Origin of the sequence: Microbacterium sp. (assembly GCF_035556355.1) — a bacterium.
Lineage (GTDB): Bacteria > Actinomycetota > Actinomycetes > Actinomycetales > Microbacteriaceae > Microbacterium.
On sequence record NZ_DATMFG010000054.1, the window covers coordinates 157,733 to 183,412 of the forward strand.

The 25,680-nt window shown below is 70.5% G+C and carries 28 protein-coding genes; 11 read left to right on the forward strand and 17 right to left on the reverse strand.

The genetic code is table 11. The features are described 5' to 3' along the window. Positions 1–31: 31 nt before the first annotated feature. The 6 genes from VNR19_RS15270 to VNR19_RS15295 form a co-directional block, all read right to left on the reverse strand. Entirely contained in the window at positions 32–940 is a 909-nt protein-coding gene (locus tag VNR19_RS15270) for a siderophore-interacting protein (RefSeq protein ID WP_325728129.1), read from the reverse strand. Beyond that, on the reverse strand, positions 924–1,853 hold the full coding sequence (locus VNR19_RS15275) for an ABC transporter ATP-binding protein (protein WP_325728130.1): 930 nt from the start codon (positions 1,851–1,853) through the stop codon (positions 924–926). The genes VNR19_RS15270 and VNR19_RS15275 overlap by 17 nt, the downstream gene beginning before the upstream one ends. After that, a complete protein-coding gene (locus VNR19_RS15280) occupies positions 1,850–2,923 on the reverse strand; it encodes a FecCD family ABC transporter permease (RefSeq protein ID WP_325728131.1) in 1,074 nt (357 codons plus the stop codon). Before VNR19_RS15280 ends, VNR19_RS15275 begins: the two co-directional genes overlap by 4 nt. Next, positions 2,920–3,966, reverse strand: a complete 1,047-nt coding sequence (locus tag VNR19_RS15285; protein WP_325728132.1) for a FecCD family ABC transporter permease — start codon at positions 3,964–3,966, stop codon at positions 2,920–2,922. The genes VNR19_RS15280 and VNR19_RS15285 overlap by 4 nt, the downstream gene beginning before the upstream one ends. A 19-nt stretch (positions 3,967–3,985) precedes the next feature. Beyond that, entirely contained in the window at positions 3,986–5,017 is a 1,032-nt protein-coding gene (locus tag VNR19_RS15290) for an iron-siderophore ABC transporter substrate-binding protein (protein ID WP_325728133.1), read from the reverse strand. Positions 5,018–5,150: 133 nt separating this feature from the next. Next, complete coding sequence (locus VNR19_RS15295; RefSeq protein ID WP_325728134.1) at positions 5,151–5,786, reverse strand: biotin transporter BioY; 636 nt, start codon at positions 5,784–5,786, stop codon at positions 5,151–5,153. Between the two features lie 114 nt (positions 5,787–5,900). Between VNR19_RS15295 and VNR19_RS15300 the strand changes: the two genes are divergently transcribed. Then, positions 5,901–7,499, forward strand: a complete 1,599-nt coding sequence (locus VNR19_RS15300) for an ABC-F family ATP-binding cassette domain-containing protein (RefSeq protein WP_325728135.1) — start codon at positions 5,901–5,903, stop codon at positions 7,497–7,499. 9 nt (positions 7,500–7,508) lie between these two features. Here the strand turns inward: VNR19_RS15300 and VNR19_RS15305 are convergent, their stop codons facing one another. Genes VNR19_RS15305 through VNR19_RS15320 form a run of 4 tightly spaced genes read right to left on the reverse strand, consistent with a single transcriptional unit; the run spans position 7,509 to position 9,679 of the window. After that, complete coding sequence (locus VNR19_RS15305; RefSeq protein ID WP_325728136.1) at positions 7,509–8,441, reverse strand: SURF1 family cytochrome oxidase biogenesis protein; 933 nt, start codon at positions 8,439–8,441, stop codon at positions 7,509–7,511. Then, on the reverse strand, positions 8,438–8,650 hold the full coding sequence (locus VNR19_RS15310) for a hypothetical protein (protein ID WP_325728137.1): 213 nt from the start codon (positions 8,648–8,650) through the stop codon (positions 8,438–8,440). The genes VNR19_RS15305 and VNR19_RS15310 overlap by 4 nt, the downstream gene beginning before the upstream one ends. Next, complete coding sequence (locus VNR19_RS15315; RefSeq protein WP_325728138.1) at positions 8,647–9,096, reverse strand: DUF3099 domain-containing protein; 450 nt, start codon at positions 9,094–9,096, stop codon at positions 8,647–8,649. The genes VNR19_RS15310 and VNR19_RS15315 overlap by 4 nt, the downstream gene beginning before the upstream one ends. Positions 9,097–9,151: 55 nt before the next feature. Next, the gene (locus VNR19_RS15320; protein ID WP_325728139.1) at positions 9,152–9,679 is read right to left on the reverse strand and encodes a DUF4190 domain-containing protein; all 528 of its coding nucleotides are present in this window, start codon (positions 9,677–9,679) and stop codon (positions 9,152–9,154) included. A gap of 113 nt (positions 9,680–9,792) precedes the next feature. Here VNR19_RS15320 and fabG point away from each other — a divergent pair, with 113 nt between their 5' ends. Beyond that, the gene (gene fabG / locus VNR19_RS15325; protein ID WP_325728140.1) at positions 9,793–10,503 is read left to right on the forward strand and encodes a 3-oxoacyl-ACP reductase FabG; all 711 of its coding nucleotides are present in this window, start codon (positions 9,793–9,795) and stop codon (positions 10,501–10,503) included. A gap of 45 nt (positions 10,504–10,548) precedes the next feature. Here the strand turns inward: fabG and VNR19_RS15330 are convergent, their stop codons facing one another. The 3 genes from VNR19_RS15330 to VNR19_RS15340 are packed head-to-tail and all read right to left on the reverse strand — an operon-like array spanning position 10,549 to position 13,227. Then, on the reverse strand, positions 10,549–11,241 hold the full coding sequence (locus tag VNR19_RS15330) for an alpha/beta fold hydrolase (protein ID WP_325728141.1): 693 nt from the start codon (positions 11,239–11,241) through the stop codon (positions 10,549–10,551). 39 nt (positions 11,242–11,280) lie between these two features. After that, a complete protein-coding gene (serB, locus tag VNR19_RS15335) occupies positions 11,281–11,937 on the reverse strand; it encodes a phosphoserine phosphatase SerB (protein WP_325728142.1) in 657 nt (218 codons plus the stop codon). 45 nt (positions 11,938–11,982) lie between these two features. Then, on the reverse strand, positions 11,983–13,227 hold the full coding sequence (locus VNR19_RS15340) for a glucose-1-phosphate adenylyltransferase (RefSeq protein WP_325728143.1): 1,245 nt from the start codon (positions 13,225–13,227) through the stop codon (positions 11,983–11,985). 46 nt (positions 13,228–13,273) lie between these two features. Between VNR19_RS15340 and glgA the strand changes: the two genes are divergently transcribed. The 3 genes from glgA (at position 13,274) to VNR19_RS15355 (ending at position 15,650) form a co-directional block, all read left to right on the forward strand. Next, positions 13,274–14,473, forward strand: a complete 1,200-nt coding sequence (gene glgA / locus VNR19_RS15345) for a glycogen synthase (RefSeq protein ID WP_325728144.1) — start codon at positions 13,274–13,276, stop codon at positions 14,471–14,473. 9 nt (positions 14,474–14,482) lie between these two features. After that, positions 14,483–15,274: an ABC transporter ATP-binding protein gene (locus VNR19_RS15350; RefSeq protein ID WP_325728145.1), complete on the forward strand. Its 792-nt coding sequence runs from the start codon at positions 14,483–14,485 to the stop codon at positions 15,272–15,274. A 115-nt stretch (positions 15,275–15,389) separates the two neighbouring features. After that, entirely contained in the window at positions 15,390–15,650 is a 261-nt protein-coding gene (locus VNR19_RS15355; RefSeq protein ID WP_325033268.1) for a type B 50S ribosomal protein L31, read from the forward strand. A gap of 69 nt (positions 15,651–15,719) precedes the next feature. Here VNR19_RS15355 and VNR19_RS15360 read toward each other — a convergent pair whose 3' ends face one another. Next, positions 15,720–16,469, reverse strand: coding sequence for an exonuclease domain-containing protein (locus VNR19_RS15360; RefSeq protein WP_325728146.1), 750 nt, complete (start codon positions 16,467–16,469; stop codon positions 15,720–15,722). Between the two features lie 75 nt (positions 16,470–16,544). Here VNR19_RS15360 and VNR19_RS15365 point away from each other — a divergent pair, with 75 nt between their 5' ends. Beyond that, positions 16,545–17,429: an alpha/beta fold hydrolase gene (locus VNR19_RS15365; protein WP_325728147.1), complete on the forward strand. Its 885-nt coding sequence runs from the start codon at positions 16,545–16,547 to the stop codon at positions 17,427–17,429. On the opposite strand, the gene VNR19_RS15370 is transcribed toward VNR19_RS15365, so the two are convergent. Continuing rightward, positions 17,404–17,958, reverse strand: coding sequence for a CGNR zinc finger domain-containing protein (locus VNR19_RS15370; RefSeq protein WP_325728148.1), 555 nt, complete (start codon positions 17,956–17,958; stop codon positions 17,404–17,406). The genes VNR19_RS15365 and VNR19_RS15370 overlap by 26 nt on opposite strands. Positions 17,959–18,030: 72 nt before the next feature. On the opposite strand from VNR19_RS15370, the gene VNR19_RS15375 reads away from it, so the two are divergent. Continuing rightward, positions 18,031–19,083 carry an EamA family transporter gene (locus tag VNR19_RS15375; protein ID WP_325728149.1) on the forward strand — a complete coding sequence of 351 codons (1,053 nt, stop codon included), beginning with the start codon at positions 18,031–18,033 and terminating at the stop codon, positions 19,081–19,083. Here VNR19_RS15375 and VNR19_RS15380 read toward each other — a convergent pair. Beyond that, positions 19,040–19,528, reverse strand: a complete 489-nt coding sequence (locus VNR19_RS15380; protein WP_325728150.1) for an Lrp/AsnC family transcriptional regulator — start codon at positions 19,526–19,528, stop codon at positions 19,040–19,042. The genes VNR19_RS15375 and VNR19_RS15380 overlap by 44 nt on opposite strands. A 166-nt stretch (positions 19,529–19,694) precedes the next feature. Here VNR19_RS15380 and pdhA point away from each other — a divergent pair, with 166 nt between their 5' ends. Genes pdhA through VNR19_RS15395 form a run of 3 tightly spaced genes read left to right on the forward strand, consistent with a single transcriptional unit; the run spans position 19,695 to position 23,286 of the window. Then, positions 19,695–20,825 (forward strand): pyruvate dehydrogenase (acetyl-transferring) E1 component subunit alpha, encoded by a 1,131-nt coding sequence (gene pdhA / locus VNR19_RS15385; RefSeq protein WP_325728151.1) that lies wholly within the window; start codon positions 19,695–19,697, stop codon positions 20,823–20,825. Continuing rightward, entirely contained in the window at positions 20,822–21,880 is a 1,059-nt protein-coding gene (locus VNR19_RS15390; RefSeq protein ID WP_325728152.1) for an alpha-ketoacid dehydrogenase subunit beta, read from the forward strand. The genes pdhA and VNR19_RS15390 overlap by 4 nt, the downstream gene beginning before the upstream one ends. Then, a complete protein-coding gene (locus VNR19_RS15395) occupies positions 21,877–23,286 on the forward strand; it encodes a dihydrolipoamide acetyltransferase family protein (protein ID WP_325728153.1) in 1,410 nt (469 codons plus the stop codon). Before VNR19_RS15390 ends, VNR19_RS15395 begins: the two co-directional genes overlap by 4 nt. Before the next feature lie 82 nt (positions 23,287–23,368). Here the strand turns inward: VNR19_RS15395 and VNR19_RS15400 are convergent, their stop codons facing one another. Beyond that, positions 23,369–23,965 carry an SACE_7040 family transcriptional regulator gene (locus VNR19_RS15400; protein ID WP_325728154.1) on the reverse strand — a complete coding sequence of 199 codons (597 nt, stop codon included), beginning with the start codon at positions 23,963–23,965 and terminating at the stop codon, positions 23,369–23,371. A gap of 105 nt (positions 23,966–24,070) precedes the next feature. Here VNR19_RS15400 and VNR19_RS15405 point away from each other — a divergent pair, with 105 nt between their 5' ends. Further along, a complete protein-coding gene (locus VNR19_RS15405) occupies positions 24,071–25,675 on the forward strand; it encodes a carboxyl transferase domain-containing protein (protein ID WP_325728155.1) in 1,605 nt (534 codons plus the stop codon). Positions 25,676–25,680 lie beyond the last annotated feature (5 nt).

Consider the following 25,680-nt stretch of genomic DNA (forward strand, 5'->3'; position numbering starts at 1 on the left):
CATCTCGCTTCGCTCGCTCAGCCTTGACGACTCAATTCTCGGCGCGGCCGACCCGCCAGTAGCCCATGAAGGCGACGGCGCGGCGGTCGACGCCTCGGTCGGTCACGAGGTGACGGCGGAGGGTCTTGATCGCACCGGCCTCGCCCGCGAGCCACGCGTAGAGCCGTGCGCGTTTGAGCGCGGCACCGCCCTTGGCCGTGCGGGGCACCTCCCACAGGAGCCCCTCATCGATGTCGACCTCTTCGACGTCGGCACCGTGCCCGGGCGGGGCGAGGGCGGTCGCGGCATCCGTGACCGAGCCGACCAGGTGACAGTGCCGGGTGGAGCGCCCCCGCGCGCCGACGCGGTACTGGAAGCCGGGATGCCGCGGCAGGTAACCGGTGTCGCCCTCTTCGGGCACCTCGAGCACGACGACCCCGCGCGCGTCGCGCGGGAGCTGCTCGAGGATCGCGGCGATCGCCGGTGCGGCGGTCTCGTCGCCCGCGAGCAGGATGTCGTCGACGCGCGCCGGCGGCACGAAGTCGATGCCGTAACTGACGCCCGTGTGGGCCGTCGTCGGCGCGAAGATGAGCACCTCGTCGCCGACGCGGGCGTTCGCGACCCACTCCGACGCAGGACCGATCACCTCGTGTGCGACCATGTCGACGTCCACCTCGCGCACGTCGTTGCGGACGTAGCGCGTCGTGTACGTGCGGAACGGAGGGCGGCGGTCATCGGGCAGCGCCCGCCACTGCGTGTACCAGTCCTCGCCGGTCGGCATCGCGTCCAGCCCCAGCGTCGCGGTCGGGAAGACGATCTTGATGCGCTGGTCGAAGCCCGGGTCGCCGTACTCGGCCAGGTCTTCGCCGCCGAACGTGAATCGCCGGAAGCTCGGCGTCACATCGGTGATCGACGTGACGGTGGCGCGGAAGAATCGGTGCTCATCACCTGCGGAAGCCATGCGGTGCTCCTGTCGTGACCGGGGCGGGTGCATTCGCGCGGACGGACGGTGATTCGGATGCCGCGACCGCGAAGTGCTTCGCAGCGGCTCGTTCAGCGGCCGACGCCTCTGCGGTGACGACGTGATGCCGTCCGCGCGGCAGGACGATCGGCGCGCCCGAGACGGGATCGGGCACGACGAGTGCGTCGAGGTCGAACACGTCGCGGATGAGCTCGCTCGTGACGACCTCGCTCGGCGGGCCGCTCGCGACGATGCGGCCGTCGCGGAGGGCGAAGAGGTGGTCGGCGTAGCGGGAGGCCATGTTCATGTCGTGCAGCACCATGACGATCGTGGTGCCGCGCTCACGGTTGAGGTCGGTGAGCAGATCGAGCACCTCGACCTGGTGGGCGACGTCGAGGAAGGTGGTCGGCTCGTCGAGGAGGAGGATGTCGGTCTCCTGCGCGAGCGCCATCGCGATCCACACGCGCTGGCGCTGTCCGCCCGACAGCTCGTCGACGGCGCGATCGGCGAGGTCGGACGTTCCCGTCGCCTCGAGCGACTGGGCGACGACCTCGTAGTCGCGCGCGCTCCAGCGGGCGAGGAGCTTCTGGTGGGGGTGTCGCCCCCGGCCGACGAGGTCGGCGACCGCGATTCCTTCCGGTGCGATCGGGCTCTGGGGGAGGAGGCCGAGCGTGCGGGCGACCTCTTTCGTGGGGCGGGAGTGGAGCGCTTTGCCGTCCAGAACGACGTGGCCCGAGCGAGCCGGGATGAGGCGCGAGAGCGCACGCAGGAGCGTGGACTTGCCGCATCCGTTGGCGCCCACGATCGCCGTGATCCGGCCCGGCGGGATCTGCAGGTCGAGCCCTTCGATGATGACGCGGTCACCGTAGCCGAGGGCGAGGGCCTCAGCGGAGAGCGTGTGGGAAGCGGTCATAGCGAGCCTCCGGAGCGGTTCGTCCTGATGAGGAGGTAGATGAGGTAGGGCGCGCCGACGACACCGGTGATGACGCCGACGGGGTAGCGGGCATCGAAGGCGAACTGGCCGACAATGTCGGCGATGAGCACGAGGAGCGCGCCGATGAAACCCGACGGGAGCAGGAGTGCGGACCCCGATCCGACGATGCGTGCGGCGATGGGGCCTGCCATGAAAGCGACGAAGGCGATCGGACCGGTCGCCGCGGTGGCGAACGCGAGCAGTGCGACAGCGGCGAGGATGGCGACGACGCGTGAGGGGGTCACGCGCACGCCGAGCCCCGCGGCGGAGTCGTCGCCGAGCCGGAGCACGCCGAGATTGCGCCCCTGGCTCAGGAGAGCGGGCACGACCACGACGGAAGCGATGGCGAGCGGAAGGAGCGTCGCCCAGCTCGCGCCGTTGAGGCTTCCCGTGATCCAGCGGAGCGCGGACTGGAGGTCCCACGCCGCGGCCTTCGACAGCAGATAGGTCACCGCGGCGTTGAGCATCGCCGCGACGCCGATGCCGATGAGGATGAGCCGTGTGCCCGCGAAGCCGCCCTTGTTCGACAGCAGGTAGATCGCGAGGGCGGTGATGAGCGCGCCGCCGAGCGCGAGGAGTGACACGGTGGTCTCGCCCTGCGACAGCACGATGATCCCGAACACGGCCGCGGCGGTCGCGCCCGAGGAGATGCCGATGATGTCGGGGGAGGCGAGGGGGTTCCGCAGGATCGTCTGGAAGGTCACGCCCGCGACCCCGAATGCGAAGCCGGCGAGCAATCCGAGCACCGCGCGCGGCAGCCGCAGCTCGCCGACCGTGAACGAGGCGCCCGGCACCGCGTGACCGGCGAGCACGTCGAGCACCTCGAGAGGCGTGTAGAACGTGCGGCCCACCATGAGCGACAGCGCGAACACGACGACGATCGCGACGCCGAGCCCGGTGGTGATGAGGGTGCGGCGACGGACGCGGCTGCGGCGCCCCCTCGCGATCGAAGTCGCGGCGGACGCCCCGCCGGCGGCGGGGGGCGTCTCGAGGCTCGTCGGGGCGGTCACAGTTCGCGCACCCTCTGTCGGCGGACGATCCAGATGAACAACGGCGCCCCGATGAGCGCGGTGATGACGCCGACCTCGACCTCGTCGGGGCGCGCGATGAGGCGCCCCACGACGTCGGCGGCGACCAGGAGCGCCGCGCCCGACACCGCGGTGAACGGGAGGAGCCAGCGGTGGTCGGTGCCCACCAGCAGGCGGCACATGTGCGGCACGATGAGGCCGACGAACCCGATCGGGCCCGCGATCGCCGTGGCCGCGCCGCACAGGATCACGGCGCCCACGAACGCGACCAGCCGCGTGCGGGCGACGTTCTGCCCGAGTCCCGCCGCGAGGTCGTCGCCGAGCGCGAGCGAGTTCATGCCTCGCGCGCACACGAAGCACACGAGCGCGCCGACGGCGAGGAACGGGAGCGCGACGCCGATGCGGTCCCACGTCGCGCCGCCGACGCCCCCGATCTGCCAGAACCGGAAGCGCTCGACGATGTCGATGCGCGGCAGCAGGATCGCGCTCACGAGCGAAAGGAAGGCGGCTGAGCTGGCCGCGCCCGCGAGAGCGAGCTTGAGGGGCGTCGCGCCGCCACGGCCGAGCGAGCCGACCGCGTAGACGAACGCCGAGGCCCCGGCTGCGCCGGCTGTCGCCAGGGCGATGATCGCGTACGGGTCGGACAGGCCGAAGAACGCGATGCCCGCCACGACGACGAGTGCGGCGCCGCCCGAGATGCCGAGGATCGCGGGGTCGGCGAGCGGATTGCGCGTCACCGCCTGCAGAGACGCCCCCGCGAGGGCGAGCGCGGCGCCGACCAGCATCGCGAGCACCGTCCGCGGAAGCCGCGCGACGACTGCCGCTTCGGCGACTCCGCTCGTGTCGCCGCTGAGTCCGGCGAGGATGTCGCCGAGCGACACCTCCCGCACTCCGAAGGCGACGGATGCCACGCACAGCGCCGCGAGGACGACGATCGACCCGGCGAACCACGCCAGCCGTACGGTTGCCGGTCGCCGCAGTGCGGCGGTGTCCGGCGCCGGTGGGCGGGTCTGCGTGACGGTCACGGGGCTGTGGCTCGCAGGATCAGTCGAGGGCGCCGGCGAGGACCGCGAAGTAGTCGCGCACGCCCCAGCCGATCGACAGCGGCGACGGGTTGGCGGATGCCGCGAGAGGGGTCGACTCCTCGAGGATTGCGATGTGGCCGGCGGCGATCGCCGGGATCTGCGACAGCAGCGGGTCGGCCTGCAGCTGCTTGATGATGCTGCCGCTCGCGTCGCCGTAGGTCACGAACACGTCGACGTCTTCGAAGCGGTCGGCCTGCTCGGCGCTCACGGTCGTGTAGAACTGGTCGGTCCCGGCAGACTCCTCCTCGACGATCGTCGGAAGCGGGAGTCCGAGGTCCATGAGGAAACCCGGCCGCGTGTCGAGGCTCGTGTAGAACCCGATCTGACTGAAGTCCGACGGGTCGATGTACGAGAACAGCACCTTCGATTCGGCAAGCTCGGGGAAGTCGGCGAGGGCCGCCTCGACCTCGGCGTGCAGCTCTTCGATGAGCGCGTCACCCTCCTCGGCGAGGCCGAGGGCGGTCGAGTTGAGGCGGATCATGTCTTCGTAGGACGTGCCCCACGGCACCTCGGGGTAGGCGACGACCGGTGCGATCTTCGACAGCGTGTCGTAGTCCTCCTGCGTGAGGCCCGAGTACGCGGCGAGGATCACGTCGGGCTGCGTGTCGGCCACGGCCTCGAAGTCGATGCCGTCGGTCTCGTCGAACAGCACGGGCGTCTCGGCGCCGAGCTCCTCGAGCGCGTCCTCCACCCACGGGAGCACACCGTCATTGTCGTCGTCGCCCCACGCGACCTCTGCCATGCCCACCGGAACGATGCCGAGCGCGATCGGCACCTCCTGGTTCGACCACGACACCGTCGCGACGCGCTCGGGCTTCGATTCGATCGTCGTCTCGCCGAAGGCGTGCTCGATCGTGATGGGGAAGGCGCCCGCATCCGCCTCGTTCGCTGCCGTGTCGCCGCCCTCGGCGGCAGAGGACGCACACCCGGCGAGGGCGAGGACGGTCAGCGCGGAGAGCGCGATCGCGGTGGCGGAGCGGGAGAAGGGCACGGGGAAACCTCCGGGGGCGAGTAAGGACAGCCTTACTTTACCTACCGGTGGTTGTCGCCGCTAATCGGATTCCCACGAAGAGGGAGGCCCCGGCATCGCCGGGACCTCCGAGAAGAAGACGGATGCTGCGCCGTCAGGGCTTCGTCGCGTCGACCTTGCGCACGAGCGCCCACGCCGCCGGAATCAGCACTGCGGCGATGAGCGCCTTGATGACACCGCCCACGATGAAGGGGAAGACACCCACCTCCAGCACCTGGGCGAACGTCAGCTGTGCGCCGCCGGCGACATTGAGGATGTAGGCGAGGTACGGGACGCCGAACAGGAACGGCACGACGCTGGCGATGGCGAAGCCGACGAACGCGAGCCACGGCTTGCGGTCCCACGCGCGCTCGGCGAACCAGCCCGCGACGAACGCGGCGAGCACGAAGCCGATGATGTAGCCGAAGCTCGGCTTCGCGAGGGCGGCGATCGTGCCGGTGAATCCGGCGAACACGGGCATGCCCGCGAGGCCCGCGATCATGTAGGTCGTGAGAGCCGCCGCGCCGCGCCATGCTCCGAGGGCGGCGCCGACGACGATGACGCCGAGCGTCTGGCCCGTGATGGGCACCGGCCACAGCGGGATCTCGACCTGCGCGAGCAGGGCGACCACGGCGGCGCCGGTGATCACGAGCGCCGCGTCCACGGCGAACGCGCGGGCGCGGTGGGACGGACGGGCGATGACATCGGCGAGCACGCGGCGGGGCTGCGACGGGGCGACGGCGACGGTCATGGGACTCCTCACGGGGACGGGCCGGAGCGGGGAAGCCCGGCATCGCGACTTATACTAGGGGGCTGGCCATCTCCCGCCGCTTGTACCCCTTCCCCAACGAAACGGACGATCGCTGTGCTTGCCGTACACGACCTCGAGATCCGCGTGGGCGCCCGCGTGCTCATGTCGGACGTCTCGTTCCGCGTGTCCGACGGCGACAAGATCGGCCTCGTGGGGCGCAACGGCGCCGGCAAGACGACGCTCACGAAGGTGCTCGCGGGCGACGTGCTGCCCAGCGCGGGGCGCGTGGACCGCTCAGGTGAGATCGGCTATCTGCCGCAGGATCCCCGCTCCGGTGACCCCGAGATGCTCGCGCGCACACGCATCCTCGACGCGCGCGGACTCGGCACGATCGCGATCGGCATGCGTGAGGCGTCAGAGGCCATGGGCTCGGACGACCCTGATGCGGCAGCCCGCGCGATGCGCAAGTACGCGAACCTCACCGAGCGCTTCGAGGCGCTGGGAGGCTATGCCGCGGAGGCCGAGGCGGCGTCGATCGCGCACAACCTCGCCCTCCCGGACCGCATCCTCGACCAGCCCCTCAAGACTCTGTCGGGCGGTCAGCGCCGCCGCATCGAGCTGGCGCGCATCCTGTTCTCGGATGCGGGGACGATGATCCTCGACGAGCCGACCAACCATCTCGACGCCGACAGCATCGTCTGGCTGCGCGAGTTCCTGAAGAGCTACAAGGGCGGGCTCATCGTCATCTCGCACGACGTCGAACTCGTCGGCGAGACCGTCAACCGGGTGTTCTACCTGGACGCGAACCGCCAGGTCATCGACATCTACAACATGACGTGGAAGAACTACCTGCGTCAGCGCGCCGCCGACGAGGAGCGCCGCAAGAAGGAGCGCGCGAACGCCGAGAAGAAGGCGACCGCACTCCAGCAGCAGGCGGCGAAGTTCGGCGCGAAGGCGACGAAAGCCGCCGCGGCGCACCAGATGATGGCGCGCGCCGAGAAGCTCCTCGCGGGCCTCGAAGAGGTGCGGCAGGAGGACCGCGTCGCGAAGCTGCGGTTCCCGAAGCCGGCGCCGTGCGGACGCACGCCGCTCACGGCGACCGGCCTTTCGAAGTCGTACGGATCGCTCGAGATCTTCACCGATGTCGACCTCGCGATCGACCGCGGGTCGAAGGTCGTCGTGCTCGGGCTCAACGGGGCGGGCAAGACCACCCTCCTGCGCATCCTCGCGGGCGTCGACGTGCCGGACACGGGCGTCGTCGAGGCCGGCCACGGCCTCAAGATCGGGTACTACGCGCAGGAGCACGAGAACCTGGACGTGTCGCGATCGGTGCTCGAGAACATGATGTCGGCGGCGCCCGACATCTCGGCGACCGAGGCGCGCAAGGTGCTCGGGTCGTTCCTGTTCACGGGCGACGACGTCCTCAAGCCGGCGGGCGTGCTGTCCGGCGGCGAGAAGACGCGACTCTCGCTCGCGACGCTCGTCGTGTCGAGCGCCAACGTGCTGCTGCTCGACGAGCCGACGAACAACCTCGACCCGGCCTCTCGCGAGGAGATCCTCGGCGCGCTCGCGCACTACGAGGGAGCCGTCGTGCTCGTCTCGCACGACGAGGGCGCGGTGGAGGCGCTGAACCCCGAGCGGGTCCTGATCCTGCCCGACGGCGTCGAGGATCTGTGGGGCCGCGACTACGCGGATCTCGTCACGCTCGCCTGACGGCAGTGGTCAGCGGCCCGCCGCGTCGAGGATGGCGTCCTCGTCTTCCGCATCGCGGTCGCGCTTGCGGCGCCGCCGCTCCGACGCGGGAGCGGATGCCGCCCCCGGCTCTGCGCCGGATACGGTCGACGACTGCGCGGCTGCGGACGGGGCATCCGTCACGTCGTGTTGGATCGCGCCCGCTTCCGCGTCTTCGCGTCGCCGCGTGCGCTCGGTGTGGATGACGTAGCCGATGAAGACGAACCCCATGATCGCGAACAGGATCCACTGGATCGCGTACGACAGGTGCGGTCCGGGGTCTTCCGAGGGCGCCTCGACGGCCCGCGGCCGGGCCGCGGGAGCCGGATCCTCCGACGCCATCAGGCCGTACGCGCCGAGCTCGAGGTCGGTTGCGATCGCCGGGTCGACGAGGTCGGCGACGAGCGGAAGGTTGATCGTGGGGACCTGCCCCTCGTCGGCGGAGCGGCCCGACGCGGGAAGCGGCTCACCGGGACGCAGCCTCGCGACAACCGTGACCTCGCCGCGCGGCGGCTCGGGGACCTCGTCGGGGAGCCGCTGCTCGCTGCCCGGTGGAACCCAGCCGCGGTTGATCACGAGCACCCGTCCCGACTCGGTGCGGAACGGCACGAGCACTTCGAACGCGGCCGTTCCGCCGTGGGCGCGGTTGCGCACGAGCAGCTGCTCGTCGGCGAGGTACTCGCCGACAACCTCGACCGGGAGCCACTCATCGCCGCGGTCGAACTCGGCGCCCGCGGGGATCGCGGTGTCGAGCGGGACGGGCTCGGCGTCGTAGTTCCGCTCGACGAGGGCGAGCTGGCCGGCGCGCTCGGCATTGCGGCTGAACTGCCAGTTCGACAGGAAGGCGCAGGCGACGGCGAACACGACCGCGACGAGCACGTAGACGGTCCACCGCACGGCGGGGCGCGCGGTCTTCAGTCTCATCGCACCGCCTCCGACGACGCGAGGCGGGACACCTCGACGGGGAAGCTCCGCGCGGCGAGGAAGTCGCGCAGGTAGTCGCGGTGCTCGTCGCACGCGACCCACGTCTTGCGGCGATCCTCGGGGTGGATGCGCGGGTTGCGCCAGTCGATGCGCCACACGGCGGTGGCTCGGCATCCGGCTCTCGAGCATTCGACGGCGGTCTCGATCACGCGACGTCGTCCTCTCGGCCCTCGGCAGCGGTCTCGGGCGACGCGGATGCCGGCGACTCCGGCTCGCCGTGCGGTGCGGCGTCGGCCGCCCTGCGCACGGGCGCGTCCAGCGTCTCCTCGACGCGGATGACGCGCGCTGCGGGTCCGGCGGGGGCGGGTGCCGCCGGCTGCGGGGTCGCGGGCAGCGACAGCTCGGGGTTCTCGGCGGACGCGCCCGGCTGACGGCTGCTGACGTTCGCGATCACGACGGCGATGTAGGGGAGGACGACCGCCCCCGCGCCGAACACCCACGTGTACCAGCCGTACGGCGTGACCACGACCATCAAGATGAAGCACACCACGCGGATGCTCATCATGATGATGTACTTCATCGAGCGCGCCCCGGCGTCGTCACGAGGTGCACGCGGCAACGACGTGGCCGACGGGGCCCTGCTCGACTTGTTCACGGTCCTTCCAGCCTACGCCGGGTGCGAACCGCGGGATCCCCTCGCGGGAACGAGCTCAGGTGGTGGTCGGGATGTTCGAGATCACCGCGAACAGCGCCGGCAGGAACGCCAGCGCGAACAGCAGTCCGAGCACCGCGAGCCCGAGTCCGACGTAGCCCGTGATGAGCCCGCCGAGCGCGATCCCGCGGCCCTCCTCTCCGGAGGTCTTGAGCTGCGAGAGCGACATGTGGCCCGTGATCACACCCACGATCGAGCCGATGAAGGGCACGAGGGTGAGGCCCGCGATCCCCGCGATGAGCGAGACGATCGCAAGCGAGTTCGTGCGTCGCTGCGGATACCCTCCGGCGTAGGCGGGCGCTGCCTGGTATCCGCCCTGCGGGTATGCCGGAGGTGCGCTGTAGCCGGGCTGCCCGTACGACGGCGCGGCGGGGTACTGCTGCTGCTGGGCCGGCGGCGGATAGGTACCCGCAGGCGGGTAGTCGGCGGGAGAGCCCGCCGGAGGAGCGGGAGGCGGCTCGTACGCGGGCGGGGGAGCGGGCTGCTGCGACTGCGGCGCGTCGCCGGACGAGGTGTTGTCGCTCATCGGTCGGCCTTTCTCGGGGTCGCTTCCAGCGTTCCAGCGCCCGCGAGGCGTGTCAACGACACCCCGCTAGGCTGGTGCGGGTCCAGCCCGCGCACCACCCCACGGGAGCACACATGCCCACTGATCGCGTCGTCCTCGTCACCGGCGGAAACCGCGGCATCGGCCGCGCGATCGCCGAGCGCTTCGTCGCTGAAGGCTACAAGGTCGCGGTGACGGCCCGTTCCGGTGAGGGCCCCGAGGGCACGCTCACGGTGCGAGCGGATGTGACGGATGCCGCAGCGGTCGACGCCGCGTTCACCCAGGTCGAGGCGACGCTCGGCCCCGTCGAGATCGTCGTCGCCAACGCCGGCATCACGAAGGACACGCTGCTGCTGCGCATGACCGAGGACGACTTCGACTCCGTCGTCGCGACGAACCTCGGCGGCACGTTCCGTGTCGTCAAGCGCGCGTCGAAGGGCATGCTGCGTGCGAAGTGGGGCCGAGTGATCCTCATCTCGTCGGTCGTCGGCCTCTTCGGGTCGGCCGGGCAGATCAACTACGCCTCATCGAAGGCCGGCCTCGTCGGCTTCGCGCGGTCGCTCACGCGAGAGCTCGGTGGCCGCGGCATCACGGCCAACGTCGTCGCACCGGGCTTCATCGAGACGGACATGACGGCCTCCCTGCCCGAAGACACGCAGGCTGAGTACAAGCGCAACATCCCGGCGGGTCGATTCGCGTCGCCTCACGAGGTCGCCGGCGTCGTGGCATGGCTCGCGTCGGACGATGCCGCGTACATCTCCGGCGCGGTGATCCCCGTCGACGGCGGCCTCGGCATGGGGCACTGAGGCACCCGCTCTCGAGACCCGACGACCGAAACCACCGGGCGATGCTCAGCGGATCGCCGCGACGAGCGCCTTCGCCAGCACGTCGGGCTGCGAGAACTGCGGCCAGTGTCCGCTGCCCAGCTTGACGACCTCGGCGTCGCGAATGGCCAGGAACTCCTCGCCGAACGACCCCCACTGCGCCACCGCGCGGCGGAACTCGTCTTCGTCGAAGCCGCCGGACAGGATCGTGACCGGGACGCCGTGCCGCCGGTCGTCGCGCAACTCGATCGGATCAGTGGGCACGCGGGCGGGCACGGACTGAGCGCGCGCGGCCCACGTCGCCCGCACGTCGTCGTCGATGTCGGAGATCTCCTCGTCGTCGAACGCCTCCCACCCGGGGAACGGCACGACGCCGTCGACGAGCTCGAACTCGGAGATCACGCCGCCGGGAGGGGGAGCGATCGTGTCGACGAACACGACGCGGGCGACCCGGTCGGGGCGGGCGTCGGCGGCGCCCCAGACGACGTTGCCGCCGCCGCTGTGCCCGACGAGCACCACCGGACCGTCGAGCGCGTCGATCTCGGCCACGACGGCGGCGACCCAGTCGGCCATGCCGATCGAGCCCGATTCGGATGCGGGTGCGCCCACGCCGGGCATCGTGAGAGCGCGAGGGCGGTGGCCCGCCTTTTCGAGCGCGGGAACGATGTCGTCCCACGACGACGCGTCGAGCCAGAGACCGGGTACGAGGATGACGTCCATGGGGCCGACGTTATCGGCGCCCTCCGACATCCGCGAGGGTCACGGAAGCAGCGGGATGACTTCGCTCAGGTCGACACGCGCGACGACGATGTCGGCCTGCGCGCGTACGGCCGGCTTGGCGTTGAAGGCGATCCCGATTCCTGCACGCTCCATCATGCGCAGGTCGTTCGCACCGTCGCCGATCGCGACCGTGCGATGCAGTGGCACACCCGCGGCCTCGGCCCACTCCACGAGGGCAGCGGCCTTCCCCTCGGCGTCGACGATGTCGCCGTCGACGACCCCCGACAGCACGGGTGCGCCGTCGCGGCCGCTGTCGACCGCGAGCCGGTTGGCGCGCCACACGTCCACGCCGAGCGACGGCGCCACCGTGTCGAGGATCTCGTGGAAGCCGCCCGAGACGACCCCCACGCGGCCGCCACGGTGGTGCACCGCGTCGATGAGCTCGCGAACGCCCGGCGTCGGCTCGATGCGCGACAGCACGCGCGCGAATGCGGCGACGGGCACACCGGACAACTCGCGCACGCGCGAACGCAGCGACGTCGCGAAGTCGACCTCGCCGCGCATCGCCGCCTCCGTCGCGGCCGCCACCTCGGGTCCGCGCCCCGCCTCGTCGGCGATCAGCTCGATGACCTCGTTGCGGATGAGCGTGGAGTCGGCGTCGAGCACGACGAGGAAGCGCGCGGGAGCATCGGGCATGACTTCAACGGTAGTGGCGCCGCATCCGCCCCGATGACGTGCCCGTCATCTGTCGATGCGCACGCCCTTGCCGACGACCGTGATGCCCGAGTCGGTGACGGTGAAGCCGCGTTCGAGATCGCGCTCACGGTCCACGCCCACCGTCGCACCCGGCGCGAGCACGACGTTCTTATCGAGGATCGCACGGTGGACGCGCGCCCCCTGCCCGACCTGCACGCGGTCGAACAGCACCGAGTCGGTGATCGTCGAGCCGCCGCCTGCGAGCGTCCACGGACCGACGACGCTGCGCTCGAGATGTGTGCCCGACAGCACGGAGCCGAGCGACACGATCGAGTCGATCGCGTTGCCGATGCGACCCACCGAATCGCGCACGAACTTCGCGGGGGGCGAGTTGACGAGCTGCGTGTGGATCGGCCAGTCGGTGTTGTAGAGGTTGAAGATCGGCAGCGTCGAGATGAGGTCCTGGTGGGCGTCGAAGAAGGAGTCGATCGTCCCCACGTCGCGCCAGTAGTACCGGTCGCGGTCGGTCGACCCGGGCACGTCGTTGTGCGACATGTCGTAGACGCCCGCCTCCGCCCGTTCGACGAAGTACGGAACGATGTCGCCGCCCATGTCGTGGTTCGACGTCGGCACCTCGCCGTCGGCCTCGACGGCTTCGATGAGCGCATCCGCGTCGAAGATGTAATTGCCCATCGACGCGAGCACCTCGCCGGGGGAGTCGGGCAGGCCGACGGGGTTCTGCGGCTTCTCCAGGAACTGCCGGATGCGGTCGGTGTGCTGCGGGTCGACGTCGATCACGCCGAACTGGTGGGCCAGACCGATGGGCTGGCGGATGCCGGCGACCGTGGCCCGCGCACCGGACTCGATGTGCGAGTCGAGCACCTGCCGGAAGTCCATGCGGTAGACGTGGTCCGCGCCGACGACCACGACGATGTCGGGCTGCTCGTCGTTGATGAGGTTGAGGCTCTGCAGGATCGCGTCGGCGGAGCCCGAGAACCAGCGCTTGCCGAGACGCTGCTGAGCGGGGACGGATGCGACGTACGAGTCCAGCAGCGGCGACATCCGCCACGTCTGCGAGATGTGCCGGTCGAGGCTGTGCGACTTGTACTGCGTCAGCACGACGATCTGTCTGAGTCCCGAGTTGATGAGGTTCGAGATCGCGAAGTCGATCAGCCGATACTGGCCGCCGAACGGCACGGCAGGCTTGGCCCGGTCGGCCGTCAGAGGCATGAGACGCTTGCCCTCGCCTCCGGCGAGGATGATTCCGAAGACCTTTGGCGAAGCCGGCATGCGTCCACCCTAGGACGGGTGTGGCCCGTGTACTAGCGTTCGAGACATGCGCGTCGACCTCATGACGAAGGAGTACCCGCCGGAGATCTACGGGGGTGCCGGAGTGCACGCCGCCGAGCTCGTGAAGGCCCTGCGGGGCCTCGGCGGGCTCGATGTGCGGGTGCGCGCGTTCGGGGCGCCGCGCGACGAGGAGGGCACGACCGCGTACGGCGTTCCGATCGAGCTGCAGGGCGCGAACGCCGCGATCCAGACGCTCGGAACGAACCTCGAGATCGCGACGGATGCCGCCGGCGCCGACGTGGTCCACAGCCACACGTGGTACGCCAACTTCGCCGGGCACCTCTCGTCGCTCCTGCACGGCGTGCCGCACGTCGTGACGGCGCACAGCCTCGAGCCGCTGCGTCCGTGGAAGGCGGAGCAGCTCGGCGGCGGGTACGCGGTGTCGAGCTGGATCGAGCGGACCGCCTACGAGGGTGCGGCGGCGGTCGTCGCCGTGAGCGAGGGGATGCGCGGCGACATCCTGCGGTGCTACCCGGGTCTCGATCCGGCGAAGGTGCGGGTCATCTACAACGGGATCGATGTCGAGGCGTGGCATCCGGTCCAGGATCCCGAGCTCCTCGCGAAGCTCGGGATCGACGCGGACAGGCCGTCGGTCGTGTTCGTCGGGCGCATCACGCGCCAGAAGGGCCTGCCGTACTTCCTGCGGGCAGTGGAGCGGCTGCCCGCCGACGTGCAGGTCGTGCTGTGCGCGGGCGCACCCGACACGCCGCAGATCATGGCGGAGGTCGAGGATCTCGTGCGCGGTCTGCAGCAGACGCGCGAGGGCGTCGTCTGGATCGACCGGATGCTGTCGCGCCACGAGCTCTGCACGATCCTGGGCGCAGCGACGACGTTCGTGTGTCCCTCGGTGTACGAGCCGCTCGGCATCGTGAACCTCGAGGCGATGGCGTGCGGCGCGGCGGTGGTGGGGACCGCGACCGGCGGCATCCCCGAGGTCGTCGTCGACGGCGTCACGGGTCGACTCGTGCCGATCGAGCAGGTGCAGGACGGCACCGGCACGCCGCTCGACCCGGAGCGATTCGTGGCCGACCTCGCGGCCGTGCTCACCGAGGTCGTCACCGATCCGGAGCGCGCTGCGGAATACGGGCGCGCCGGGCGCGAGCGCGCGACGAACGAGTTCAGCTGGTCGCGCATCGCGGAGCAGACGGCCGCGCTGTACGCGGAGGTCGCATCGAGCGGCCGATAGGCTGGAGGCATGGCTCAGGTCCTCCAGTTCTCCGACGTCGTCGTCCGCCGGAACGCTCGCGACATCGTGGACCACGTGGACTGGCAGGTGACCGACGACCAACGCTGGGTGATCCTCGGCCCGAACGGCGCGGGCAAGACGACGATCCTCAAGCTCGCGGCGACGCTCGAGCACCCCACGTCCGGCACGGTGTCGCTGCTCGGTGAGCAGCTGGGCCGCACCGACGTCTTCGAGCTGCGTCCGCGCATCGGCTTCGCGTCGACGGCGATGGCCCGCCGGGTGCCTCAGGAGGAGACCGTCCTCAACGTCGTGCTGACCGCCGCCTACGCGGTGCTCGGCCGGTGGCACGAGGCGTACGAAGACATCGACGAGCGCCGCGCGCTGCGCGTGCTCGCGGAGTGGAAGCTCGACGACCTCGCGGACCGCACGTTCGGCACTCTTTCCGATGGTGAGCAGAAGCGCGTGCAGATCGCCCGCGCGGTCATGACCGATCCCGAGCTGCTGCTGCTCGACGAGCCCACCGCGAGCCTCGATCTGGGGGCGCGCGAAGAGCTGCTGTCGCTCCTGGGTGGATACGCGCAGGCGCCGACGACACCGGCGATGATCATGGTGACCCACCACGTGGAGGAGATCCCCGTGGGATTCACCCATGTGCTGCTTCTGCGCGAGGGGCGTGTCGTCGCGGCGGGGCCGATCCGCGAGACCCTCACGGCCGAGTCGCTCACCGAGACGTTCGGCGTGCCGGTGACGCTCAGCGAAGACGGCGGACGCTACGCGGCGCGCGCCGTCAGCGGCGCCTGAGCCCGCGCGTTCCGCGGCAGCCCTCTTGGACTGATAGAATCGCTCTTCGGTGCGCTCGCACTCAAGACTTTGACCGTCCTGGCAAAATCCAGGGCACCATCCTCAAAGGACTCCAATGAAGACTGACATCCACCCCGACTACCACGCGGTCGTGTTCCGCGACCTCGGCTCGGGCGAGACCTTCCTCACCCGCTCGACGGTGACCAGCGACAAGACGATCGAGCTCGACGGCGTCGAGTACCCGGTCATCGACGTCGAGATCTCGTCGGCGTCGCACCCGTTCTACACGGGCAAGCAGCGCATCCTCGACTCGGCCGGTCGCGTCGAGAAGTTCAACCAGCGCTTCAAGAACTTTGGCGGCAGCGGCTCGAAGTAAGGTACGCTCCGTCGTGAAGGCCCCGCTTCGGCGGGGCCTTCGCCATTCCCGCGACGTCGGAACGCGTCGTCAGCGCACCGGCCAGCGCCCGTCGAGGCGGTCGTCGGGATCGAGCCGGCCGATCTGCACGAAGTACTCTGTGAGGCTCTCCGCCTGCGCCCGCGCCCACGCGATCTGCCGGGTGTGGAGCTCCTGCGCGGTCGGCGGCATGCGCGCGGCGAAGCGACCCGCGAGAGCCTGCGCGATGCGTCCCGCCGCCACGGCATCCGCGGATGCCTCGTGCGCCCCCTCGAGTCGAACGGCGTAGTGCGCCGCGACCACCTCGAGCGTGCGCTTTCCGCGGCGCCACCGGTCGTAGGCCTTGTCGACGACGAGGGGATCGATCACGGGGCACGGATCCTCGATCGGAGTGACGCCGTGGCGCAGCGCCTCGTGCTTGAGCAGCGAGAAATCGAACGCGGCGTTGTACGCCACGATCGGGATGCCGGCGTCGAGCAGCGCGCGAAGCACCTCGACGACCTCCATGACGACCTCGTTCGCGCAGCGGCCTTCGCACCGCGCCCGCTCCGTCGTGATGCCGTGCACGGCGGTGGCGGCATCCGGGATCTCGATCTCGGGGTCGGCGAGCCAGTCGCGCGAGAGGATCACGGTGCCCGTGCCGTCGAGCAGCCCCACGTGGGCGGTGACGATTCGGTCGGCGGTGACGTCGACGCCCGTCGTCTCGAGGTCGAACACGCCCACGACCCGCGTCCACTCCGGCCCCGCGTCGCACGGCCCGCCCGATGCGGGGGAGGCGACGTGGTGACGCGAAGGGTCCATGCGCCTCACGGTATGCGCGTCGTCCGACATCGGTCGTCGAGGGCTCGCACGGATGCGCCCTCCTAGACTCGTGGGGTGACCGTGGCCAACCCGTACGCCGTGCTTCTCGACGCGGTACCCGTCGAGCGGCGCGAAGTCGACGTGCTGGGCGGCCGCACGGCCTATTGGGTGTACGGGCCGCCCGACGCCCCCACGACGATCGTCGCCGTGCACGGATTCCGCGGTGAGCACCACGGATTGGAGCCGGTCGTCGCGCACCTGCCGGAATATCGCATCGTCTCTCCCGACCTCCCGGGGTTCGGCGAGACGGCGCCCGTTCCCGACCGTCGCCACGACCTGGACCTCTACGCCGAGTGGCTGACGGCGTTCGCCGCCGAGGTCGCTCCGGACGCGGTCATCCTCGGTCACTCGTTCGGCTCCATCGTCGTCTCCGCGGCCGTCGCGCGCGGCCTCCGGACGCCGCGCGTCGTGCTCGTGAACCCGATCGGCGCCCCCGCGCTCGAGGGCCCGCGCGGGATCCTCACGCGGCTCGCGGTGTTCTACTACCGGGCGGGCGCGCGGCTTCCGCGCCGGCTCGGTGAGGCGCTGCTGCGCAACCGCGCGATCGTGCGCGCGATGAGCGTGTCGATGGCGAAGACGCGGGAGCGCGACATCCGTCGATTCATCCACGACCAGCACGACACGTACTTCTCGCGCTTCGCAGACCGCGACGTGCTGCACGACGCGTTCGTCGCGTCGGTGTCGCACGACGTGCGCGAGTTCGCACCGCGGATCGAGCAGCCGACACTTCTGGTGGCGGCGCAGCGAGACGACATCACGCCGATCGAGGCGGAGCGGCACCTGGCGACGCTCTTCCCCCACGCGGACCTCGTCGAGATCCCCGACGTGGGGCACCTCATCCACTACGAGACGCCCGCCGAGGCTGCCACAGCCATCAGGCGCTTTCTCGCGCCTTCCTGAGCCGGTACGCGTTCACGTTCATGCGGTTGCCGCAGTTGCCGGTGTCGCAGTACCGCTTCGACCCGTTGCGGGAGTAGTCGATGTAGACCGAGTCGCAGTCGTCGGCGGAGCACACGCGCACGCGGTCGTACTCGTCGGCACGGATGACGTCGACGAACGCCATCGCCGCCTCGACGAGGATGCGGGTCGCCAGCGGCGCGTCGTCGGAGGTCGCGTGGATGTGCCAGTCGTACCCGTCGTGGATGACGAGCTGGGGAAGCGCCTTGCCGTCGCGGAGCATCGCGTTCACGAGCGGCACGGCGCCGTCGCGATCGACGTCCCACAGCTCGCGAAGGCGGGGCCGGATGCGGCGGACCGCCTCGAGCTCGGATTCGTCGCGCCGCACGGCGCCGGAGTAGGGGTTCGCCTCGAGGAAGGCGTCGAAGTCCGCGAGTGTCGTCAGCGTGTCGGGATCGTCGCGCCCGGGGAGCGTGTTGACCAGGTCGGTGACGGCCGTGAGAGCCGTCTTGGTGTCATGAATGAAGACCACGTTGACTCCTGACACGGGCGACCAGTACTGTCATCAGTGTAACCACGGTTCACTCCTGACAGTCGGGCTCGCATGACTTCCACCGCGCCTCTTCCGATCGTCTCTCCGGCGCGGGTCCGCAACGCCGGCACGTCGGGGCTCCTCATGGCCATCGCCTCCGCGCTGGCGTTCTCGTCGAGCGGACCCGTCGTGAAGCCGCTGCTCGAAGCCGGGTGGTCGGTCGGGGCGGCCCTCGTCGTCAGGATGGGGCTCGCCGGCCTCATCCTCATGCCTGCTCTCGTGCGGGCGCTGCGCCGCGACCGCGGATTCGTGCGCCGGCACGGCCTGCTGATCCTGGGATTCGGACTCACCGCCGTCGTCGGCTGCCAGCTCTTCTTCTTCTCGGCGATGCAGCGGATGCCGGTGGCCGTCGCCCTGCTCATCCAATACCTCGCACCCGTGCTGCTCGTGATCTTCGCGTGGATCCGCACGCGGAGGGCCCCCTCGCGGCTCGTGGTGATCGGCTCGGTCGTCGCGATGACGGGTCTCGTTCTCGTCGTCGACATCTCGGGAGCGACGTTCGACCTGCTCGGAACGCTGCTCGCGCTCGCTGCGGCGGTGTGCGCCGGGGCGTACTTCCTCATCTCGGAGCGTGCGGGCGAGGGCCTGCCGCCGCTCGCCCTCGCCTCCGGCGGTCTCATCATCGGCGCCGTGATCATCGGGGCCCTGTGCGCGGTCGGGGTGCTGCCGTTCGCGGCACCCGCCGTCACGGTGCTCCTCGCGGGGTTCGAGCTGCCCGCGTGGGTGCCGCTGCTGTGGGTGGGCGCCATCGCCACGACGCTCGGCTACGCGCTCGGGGTCATGGCCGTGCCGCGCATCGGCTCGCGCGTCGCGTCGTTCGTGGGACTGTCCGAGGTGCTGTTCGCGCTCGGATTCGCATGGCTTCTGCTGAGCGAGGCTCCCGCGCCGATCCAGTTCGTGGGCGGTGCGCTGATCCTCGTCGGAGTCGTGCTCGTGCGGCTCGACGGCGGGGCCCCGCGGGCGTCGGGCCGTCAGTCGACGCGCGGGCCGCGTCCGAAGCGCAGGGTGCGGAAGGCTCGGGTCACGAGCGAGACGGCCGAGACTCGCGTCGCGCGAGCTCCATGAGCGGCCTGACGCGGTAGCCGATCACCTCGCCCATCGCGAGAGAGGTCTCGGTGCGCTCGACGCCGTCGATCGCGAGGATGCGCGCGTCGGTGTCGAAGAGATGCTGCGTGTCGCGGCATGCGACGCGCACGAGAAGGTCCACCGGACCGCTGAGGCCGTGCACCTGCACGACCTCGGGCACGAGCTCGAGCGCGGTCGTGATGCGCGGCAGGTCGGCCTGGCGGACCATCACGTGGATGAACGCCTCGATCGGGAAGCCGAGCGCCGAAGACGAGATCGCGCGCTCGAACGACAGGAACACGCCCGAGCGCTCCAGGCGGGCCATGCGTGCCTGGACCGTGTTGCGCGACAGCCCGAGCCTGTCGGCCAATGCCACGACGGTCGCGCGGGGGTCGTCGGAGAGCGCCGCCAGCAGTTCGAGATCGACGTGGTCAAGAGCGCTCATACTGTGAAGATTATCACGCTTCGAACCCCGGGATCTTGGCAACATGCTCAAGAGGGCGAGTGATGCTTGAGCGAGGTGCAAGAGCGACGTAGTGTCGGCCTTGTCGGCGACGGTGCCGGCGACGACGTGACGAGCGCCCCACGAGGGCGACTCGCACCGAGGAGGTATGACGATGGCGCACACCCTGACCGCTCCCGACCTTGCCGTCGATGTCGATGACGTCGCGCGGCTGCTGACACCCGACGGCGAACGCGTCGCGGACCCCGATCTCGGCCGCTGGGTGGCCGACGTCGACCACGAATTGCTGCGCGGTCTGTACCGCGACATGATGCTCGTCCGCCGCATCGACACCGAAGGCATCGCCCTGCAGCGGCAGGGCCAGGTGGGCCTGTGGGCCCCGTGCCAGGGCCAGGAGGCCGTTCAGGTCGGCACCGCCCGCGCACTGCGTGCGGACGACTTCGCGTTCCCGAGCTATCGCGAGATCGGGGTGAACTTCGTGCGCGGCGCCACACCCGCCGACTTCGTCGTCGCGTGGCGCGGCGAGGAGCACTCGACGTTCAACCCGTACGACATCAACACCGCCGTGCCGCAGATCATCATCGGCGCGCAGACGCTGCATGCCGTCGGCTACGCGATGGGCATCCAGCGCGACGGCGCCGACCAGGTCGCCGCGACCTACTTCGGCGACGGCGCGACGAGCCAGGGAGACGTCAACGAGGCGATGATCTTCGCGTCGTCGTTCCGGGCGCCGGTCGTGTTCGTGTGCTCCAACAACCAGTACGCGATCTCGGAGCCGGTGACGGTGCAGGCGAAGTACCCGATCGCCGGCCGCGCGCCCGGATTCGGCATCCCGAGCGTGCGCATCGACGGCAACGACGTGCTCGCGAGCCTCGCGGCGATGCGCTGGGCGATCGACCACGCCCGCTCGGGCAAGGGCCCCGCCTACATCGAGGCGGTCACGTACCGCATCGGCCCGCACACGACGTCCGACGACCCGACGCGCTACCGCTCGAAGGACGAAGTCGAGCGCTGGAAGCAGCGCGACCCCATCGCCCGCGTCGAGGCGCTGCTGCGCGCCGAGGGCGCGTTCGACGAAGAGTTCGCGATGTCGGTGGCATCCGAGGCCGACGAGCTCGGCGCGCACGTGCGCGAGGCGGCCCTCACGGCGAAGTCCCGCGAGCCCATCGGCGTGCTCGATCATGTGTACGAGGAGCCGCACACCGGCCTCGAGGAGCAGCGTCGCGAGTTCGGCGCCTACCTCGCCGGCTTCGATTCGTCCGAGGAGGCCTCGCGATGACGGAGATGACGCTGGTGAAGGCCATCAACGAGGGCCTGCGCCGCGCGATGGCGGACGACCCGAAGGTCCTCGTGATGGGTGAGGACATCGGTCGCCTCGGAGGCGTCTTCCGCATCACCGACGGGCTGCTCGACGAGTTCGGCGCGGCGCGGGTGGTCGACACGCCGCTGGCCGAGGCGGGCATCATGGGCACCGCGGTGGGTCTCGCGTACCGCGGCTACCGCCCGGTCGTCGAGATCCAGTTCGACGGCTTCGTGTACCCGGCGTTCGACCAGATCGTGTGCCAGGTCGCCAAGCTGCACTACCGCACACGCGGCAACGTCAAGATGCCGATCACGATCCGCATCCCGTGGGCGGGGGGAGTGGGCGCCGCCGAGCACCACTCCGAGTCGCCCGAGGCGTACTTCGTGCACACGTCGGGACTGCGCGTGATCGCGGTCTCGAACCCGCAGGACGCCTACGTCATGCTGCGCCAGGCGATCGCATCCGACGACCCGGTCGTGTACTTCGAGCCGAAGCGCCTGTACCACCAGAAGGGCGAGGTCGATCTCGACGTCGATCTGGCGGATGCGCCGCCCATGGGCCTGGCGCGCGTCGCGCGCGAGGGCGGCGACGTCACGCTCCTCACGTACGGCTCGCAGGTCATGACCGCGCTCGACGCCGCGATCGCGGCGGAGGACGAGGGCGTCTCGATCGAGGTCATCGACCTGCGGTCGCTGTCGCCCGTCGACTACCGCACGGTGACGGCGTCGGTGCGCAAGACCGGTCGCGTCGTCGTGACCCACGAAGCCGCGAAGGAAGCGGGCATGGGCGCGGAGCTCGTCGCGAGCGTCACCGAGCGCTGCTTCCACTACCTCGAGGCGCCGCCGCAGCGCGTGACCGGCCACGACATCCCGTATCCGCCGGCGAAACTCGAGAAGTACCACATCCCGGATCTGGACCGCATCCTCGACGCGGTCGACCGCGTGCTCGACAAGCCGAACAGCCTGACCGGGCTCGAGGAGTGGCGCACGGCCGAGACGGGCCGTGCCGGAGTGGGCGGTGGTGTGCTGTGATCCAGGAGTTCCTGCTCCCCGATCTCGGCGAAGGCCTTCCCGAGGCCGAGCTCGTCCAGTGGACGGTCGCCGAGGGCGACGAGGTCGCCCTGAACCAGACGATCGCCGAGGTCGAGACGGCCAAGGCGGTCGTCGAGCTGCCGTCTCCGTTCGCGGGCATCGTCCGCACGCTGCACGCGCAAGCGGGCGATGTCGTCCAGGTCGGCGCGCCGCTCATCACGTTCGACGTCGCGGGGGCCGAGGCATCCGCTGCATCGGCTCCGGCCGAGGCGGTCGCTTCGACGCCGACGGAGAAGGCGGATGCGGTGCCCGCGCCCGAAGAGAAGGCGCAGCCCAACCTCGTGGGCTACGGTGCCGCGCCGCGCGGCAGCGCGCGTCCGCGGCGCCGAGCGCGCTCGGTCGCCGCGCTCGCACCGACCGGTGGCGGCACCGACACGGCAGTGCTCGAGGCCGCGCCGCACGACGCGATCCGCGTGGCGGAGCCCGAGCGTCCCCTCGAGCGGCCCCGGTCGACTCCGCCCGTGCGACGGTTCGCGAAGGACCTCGGGATCGACCTCGCACTCGTCGAGGCATCCGGCGCGTCGGGCATCATCACGCGCGCGGACGTCGAGGCGTACGCGGCGCGGGTCGGCAGGCTTCCGGGCGCCGAGCCGGCGATGGCGGGTGCCGCGCCGGCCGCATCCGCTCCTCGTCGAGAGGCGGGCGAGCGCACGACGCGAACCCCGATCCGAGGCGTCCGCAAGCACACCGCCGAGGCGATGGTGCGCAGCGCCTTCACCGCACCGCACGTGACGACGTTCCTGACGGTTGACGTGACGGCCACGACCGAGCTCATCGAGTCGTTCAAGGCCGACCGCTCGCTGCAGGGCCACAAGATCGGCGTGCTCGCCGTCGCGGCGAAGGCCGTGTGCCTCGCGCTGCGCAAGCACCCCGAGCTCAACTCCAAGTGGGACGAAGCGGCCGGCGAGATCGTCGAGCACCACTACGTCAACATCGGCATCGCGGCGGCGACCGGCCGCGGGCTCGTCGTGCCGAACATCAAGGACGCGCAGGACATGTCGCTCGTGGAGCTCGCCGACGCGATCCGCGATCTCGCCGAGACGGCCCGTGCGGGCAAGACGGCGCCGGCCGACATGATGGGCGGCACGTTCTCGATCACGAATGTCGGCGTCTTCGGCGTCGACGCCGGCACCCCGATCCTCAACCCGGGGGAGGCGGGGATCCTCGCGGTCGGCGCCGTGCGCCGCCAGCCGTGGGAGCACCGCGGCGAGATCGCGCTGCGCGACGTCATGACACTCGCGCTCTCGTTCGACCACCGCCTCGTCGACGGCGAGCAGGGGTCGAAGTTCCTCGTCGACGTCGGTGACGTGCTGCGCGAGCCCGGACGCGCCATGCTGCTCGGCTGACTTCTCCAGTGGGGCGGCGGCGCGCGCCGAGAGGTCGTGCGTCGCCGCCCGGCGCGCTCAGGGTGTCGCGCCGCGCCGTCGCTCACGCTGCGAGGGCTGCCAGGGCCATCGACTCGAGGATCTGCGAGACGTCCTCGTCGGCGGGGGCGTCGCGCAGCGCGCGCACGCTGTGCGGAGTCGAGTTGATGAGGCCGAAGCACGCGTGGGCACGCACGCGCAGGTCGTTGACGGGACGATCCGGATGCACCGCCGCCAGCACCCCGATCCACAGCTCGACGTACTCGCGCTGCAGACGCCGCACAGCGTGGCGGTCCTCGTCGGCGAGGCTCGCGAGATCCCGGTCCTGCACGCGGATGACGTCGGCGTCGGCAAGAGCGAAGGCGACGTGGAACTCGATGAGCGCGCGCAGCTGCTCGAGGGGCGGCTCACCCGACTCGACGACCGCTCGGCCCCCCGACAGCAGCCGCTCGCTCACACTCACGAGGATCGCGCCGAGCAGAGCCTGCTTGTTCGCGAAGTGCCGATAGACGGCGGGCCCGCTCACGCCGACGGCGGCGCCGAGCTCTTCGAGGCTCACTCCGCTGAAGCCCCGCGCCGCGAACAGCCGGGCCGCCTCTTTCAGAAGAGCGGTCTGGCGGTCGGCCTTGGCGCGACCGCGCTCGGTGAGACCCCTTGCCATTTCAGTTAATCCTCGCTAACCTGACTGCTCAGTTAGTGAACACTAACCAGTCCCATCGCGCGGCGACAACCTGTGTGACGGAATCGTGACGTCGACGGAGATGACATGAGCGCCCTGACGACCTTGGTCGCCCACGACGCGACTTTCGCGCGCACACACGAGGCGCAGAGCGCATTGGCCGAGGAGCTTCACGAGCGGCTCGCGAAGGCCGCACGGGGCGGTCCTGAGCCGTCGCGTGAGCGGCATGTCGCGCGCGGCAAGCTGCTGCCGCGCGACCGGGTGAACCGCCTCCTCGACGAAGGCAGCCCCTTCCTCGAGGTCGCACCGCTCGCCGCCGAGGGGTTGTACGGCGGAGACGCTCCCGCCGCCGGGGTCATCGCGGGCATCGGCCTCGTGCACGGCCGGCACGTGATGGTCGTGTGCAACGACGCGACGGTCAAGGGCGGCACGTATTACCCGCTCACCGTGAAGAAGCACCTTCGCGCGCAGGAGATCGCGCTCGAGAATCGTCTCCCGTGCATCTACCTCGTCGACTCGGGCGGTGCGTTCCTGCCGAAGCAGGACGAGGTGTTCCCCGACCGCGACCACTTCGGGCGCATCTTCTTCAACCAGGCGCGCCTGTCGGCTGAGGGCGTCCCGCAGATCGCCGCGGTGCTCGGCTCGTGCACAGCAGGAGGCGCGTACGTGCCGGCGATGAGCGATGAGACCGTCATCGTCCGAAACCAGGGCACGATCTTCCTCGGTGGTCCGCCGCTCGTGAAGGCGGCGATCGGCGAGGTCGTGACGGCCAAGGAGCTCGGCGGGGGAGAGTTGCACGCCCGCCGCTCCGGAGTCGTCGACCACCTCGCCGAGAACGACGAGCACGCGCTCGAGATCGTGCGCGACATCGTCGCGACCCTGCCGCAGCCCGAAGAGCCCGCGTGGGAGGTCGTCGACGCCGTCGCGCCCGCCGTCGACCCCGCCGACCTCTACGGTGTCGTGCCCGTCGACGTGAACCAGCCGTACGACGTGCGCGAGGTCATCGCACGCCTGGTCGACGCGAGTGAATTCCACGAGTTCAAGCGCGAGTACGGCGATACGCTCGTCACCGGGTTCGCACGCATCCACGGGCATCCGGTCGGCATCGTCGCGAACAACGGCGTGCTGTTCAGCGAGTCGGCCCTCAAGGGCGCGCACTTCATCGAGCTGTGCGACCAGCGCGGCATTCCCCTCCTGTTCCTGCAGAACATCTCCGGCTTCATGGTCGGGCGAGACGCCGAGGCCGGAGGCATCGCGAAGGACGGCGCCAAGATGGTCACCGCCGTCGCGACGACGCGCGTCCCCAAGCTCACGGTCGTGATCGGCGGATCCTTCGGCGCCGGCAACTATGCGATGTGCGGTCGCGCCTACTCACCCCGATTCCTGTGGACGTGGCCCGCGAGCCGCGTCTCGGTCATGGGCGGGACGCAGGCGGCATCCGTCCTCTCGACTGTCAAGGCCGACCAGCTCGCCGCGCGCGGCGAGCAGTGGAGCGACGACGACCGCGCCGCGTTCGAGGCGCCCATCCGCGCGCAGTACGAGGAGCAGGGCAATCCCTATTACGCGACCGCCCGCCTGTGGGATGACGGCGTCATCGACCCGCTCGACACGCGCGACGTGATCGGCCTCGCACTCGACGTCGTCTCGCGCACGCCCCTTCCCGAGCCGAAGTTCGGCGTCTTCCGGATGTGAGACCC

Bases quoted from the DNA above. Each gene is read 5' to 3' on its own strand.
- VNR19_RS15305 (WP_325728136.1), bottom strand. From the start codon at position 8,441: ATGAGACTGAAGACCGCGCGCCCCGCCGTGCGGTGGACCGTCTACGTG.
- VNR19_RS15380 (WP_325728150.1), bottom strand. From the start codon at position 19,528: ATGAGCGCTCTTGACCACGTCGATCTCGAACTGCTGGCGGCGCTCTCC.
- pdhA (WP_325728151.1), top strand. From the start codon at position 19,695: ATGACGATGGCGCACACCCTGACCGCTCCCGACCTTGCCGTCGATGTC.
- VNR19_RS15270 (WP_325728129.1), bottom strand. From the start codon at position 940: ATGGCTTCCGCAGGTGATGAGCACCGATTCTTCCGCGCCACCGTCACG.
- VNR19_RS15320 (WP_325728139.1), bottom strand. From the start codon at position 9,679: ATGAGCGACAACACCTCGTCCGGCGACGCGCCGCAGTCGCAGCAGCCC.
- VNR19_RS15330 (WP_325728141.1), bottom strand. From the start codon at position 11,241: ATGGACGTCATCCTCGTACCCGGTCTCTGGCTCGACGCGTCGTCGTGG.
- VNR19_RS15390 (WP_325728152.1), top strand. From the start codon at position 20,822: ATGACGGAGATGACGCTGGTGAAGGCCATCAACGAGGGCCTGCGCCGC.
- VNR19_RS15340 (WP_325728143.1), bottom strand. From the start codon at position 13,227: ATGCCGGCTTCGCCAAAGGTCTTCGGAATCATCCTCGCCGGAGGCGAG.
- VNR19_RS15405 (WP_325728155.1), top strand. From the start codon at position 24,071: ATGAGCGCCCTGACGACCTTGGTCGCCCACGACGCGACTTTCGCGCGC.
- VNR19_RS15350 (WP_325728145.1), top strand. From the start codon at position 14,483: ATGGCTCAGGTCCTCCAGTTCTCCGACGTCGTCGTCCGCCGGAACGCT.
- VNR19_RS15355 (WP_325033268.1), top strand. From the start codon at position 15,390: ATGAAGACTGACATCCACCCCGACTACCACGCGGTCGTGTTCCGCGAC.
- VNR19_RS15375 (WP_325728149.1), top strand. From the start codon at position 18,031: ATGACTTCCACCGCGCCTCTTCCGATCGTCTCTCCGGCGCGGGTCCGC.
- fabG (WP_325728140.1), top strand. From the start codon at position 9,793: ATGCCCACTGATCGCGTCGTCCTCGTCACCGGCGGAAACCGCGGCATC.
- VNR19_RS15295 (WP_325728134.1), bottom strand. From the start codon at position 5,786: ATGACCGTCGCCGTCGCCCCGTCGCAGCCCCGCCGCGTGCTCGCCGAT.
- VNR19_RS15360 (WP_325728146.1), bottom strand. From the start codon at position 16,469: ATGGACCCTTCGCGTCACCACGTCGCCTCCCCCGCATCGGGCGGGCCG.
- serB (WP_325728142.1), bottom strand. From the start codon at position 11,937: ATGCCCGATGCTCCCGCGCGCTTCCTCGTCGTGCTCGACGCCGACTCC.
- VNR19_RS15400 (WP_325728154.1), bottom strand. From the start codon at position 23,965: ATGGCAAGGGGTCTCACCGAGCGCGGTCGCGCCAAGGCCGACCGCCAG.
- glgA (WP_325728144.1), top strand. From the start codon at position 13,274: ATGCGCGTCGACCTCATGACGAAGGAGTACCCGCCGGAGATCTACGGG.
- VNR19_RS15275 (WP_325728130.1), bottom strand. From the start codon at position 1,853: ATGACCGCTTCCCACACGCTCTCCGCTGAGGCCCTCGCCCTCGGCTAC.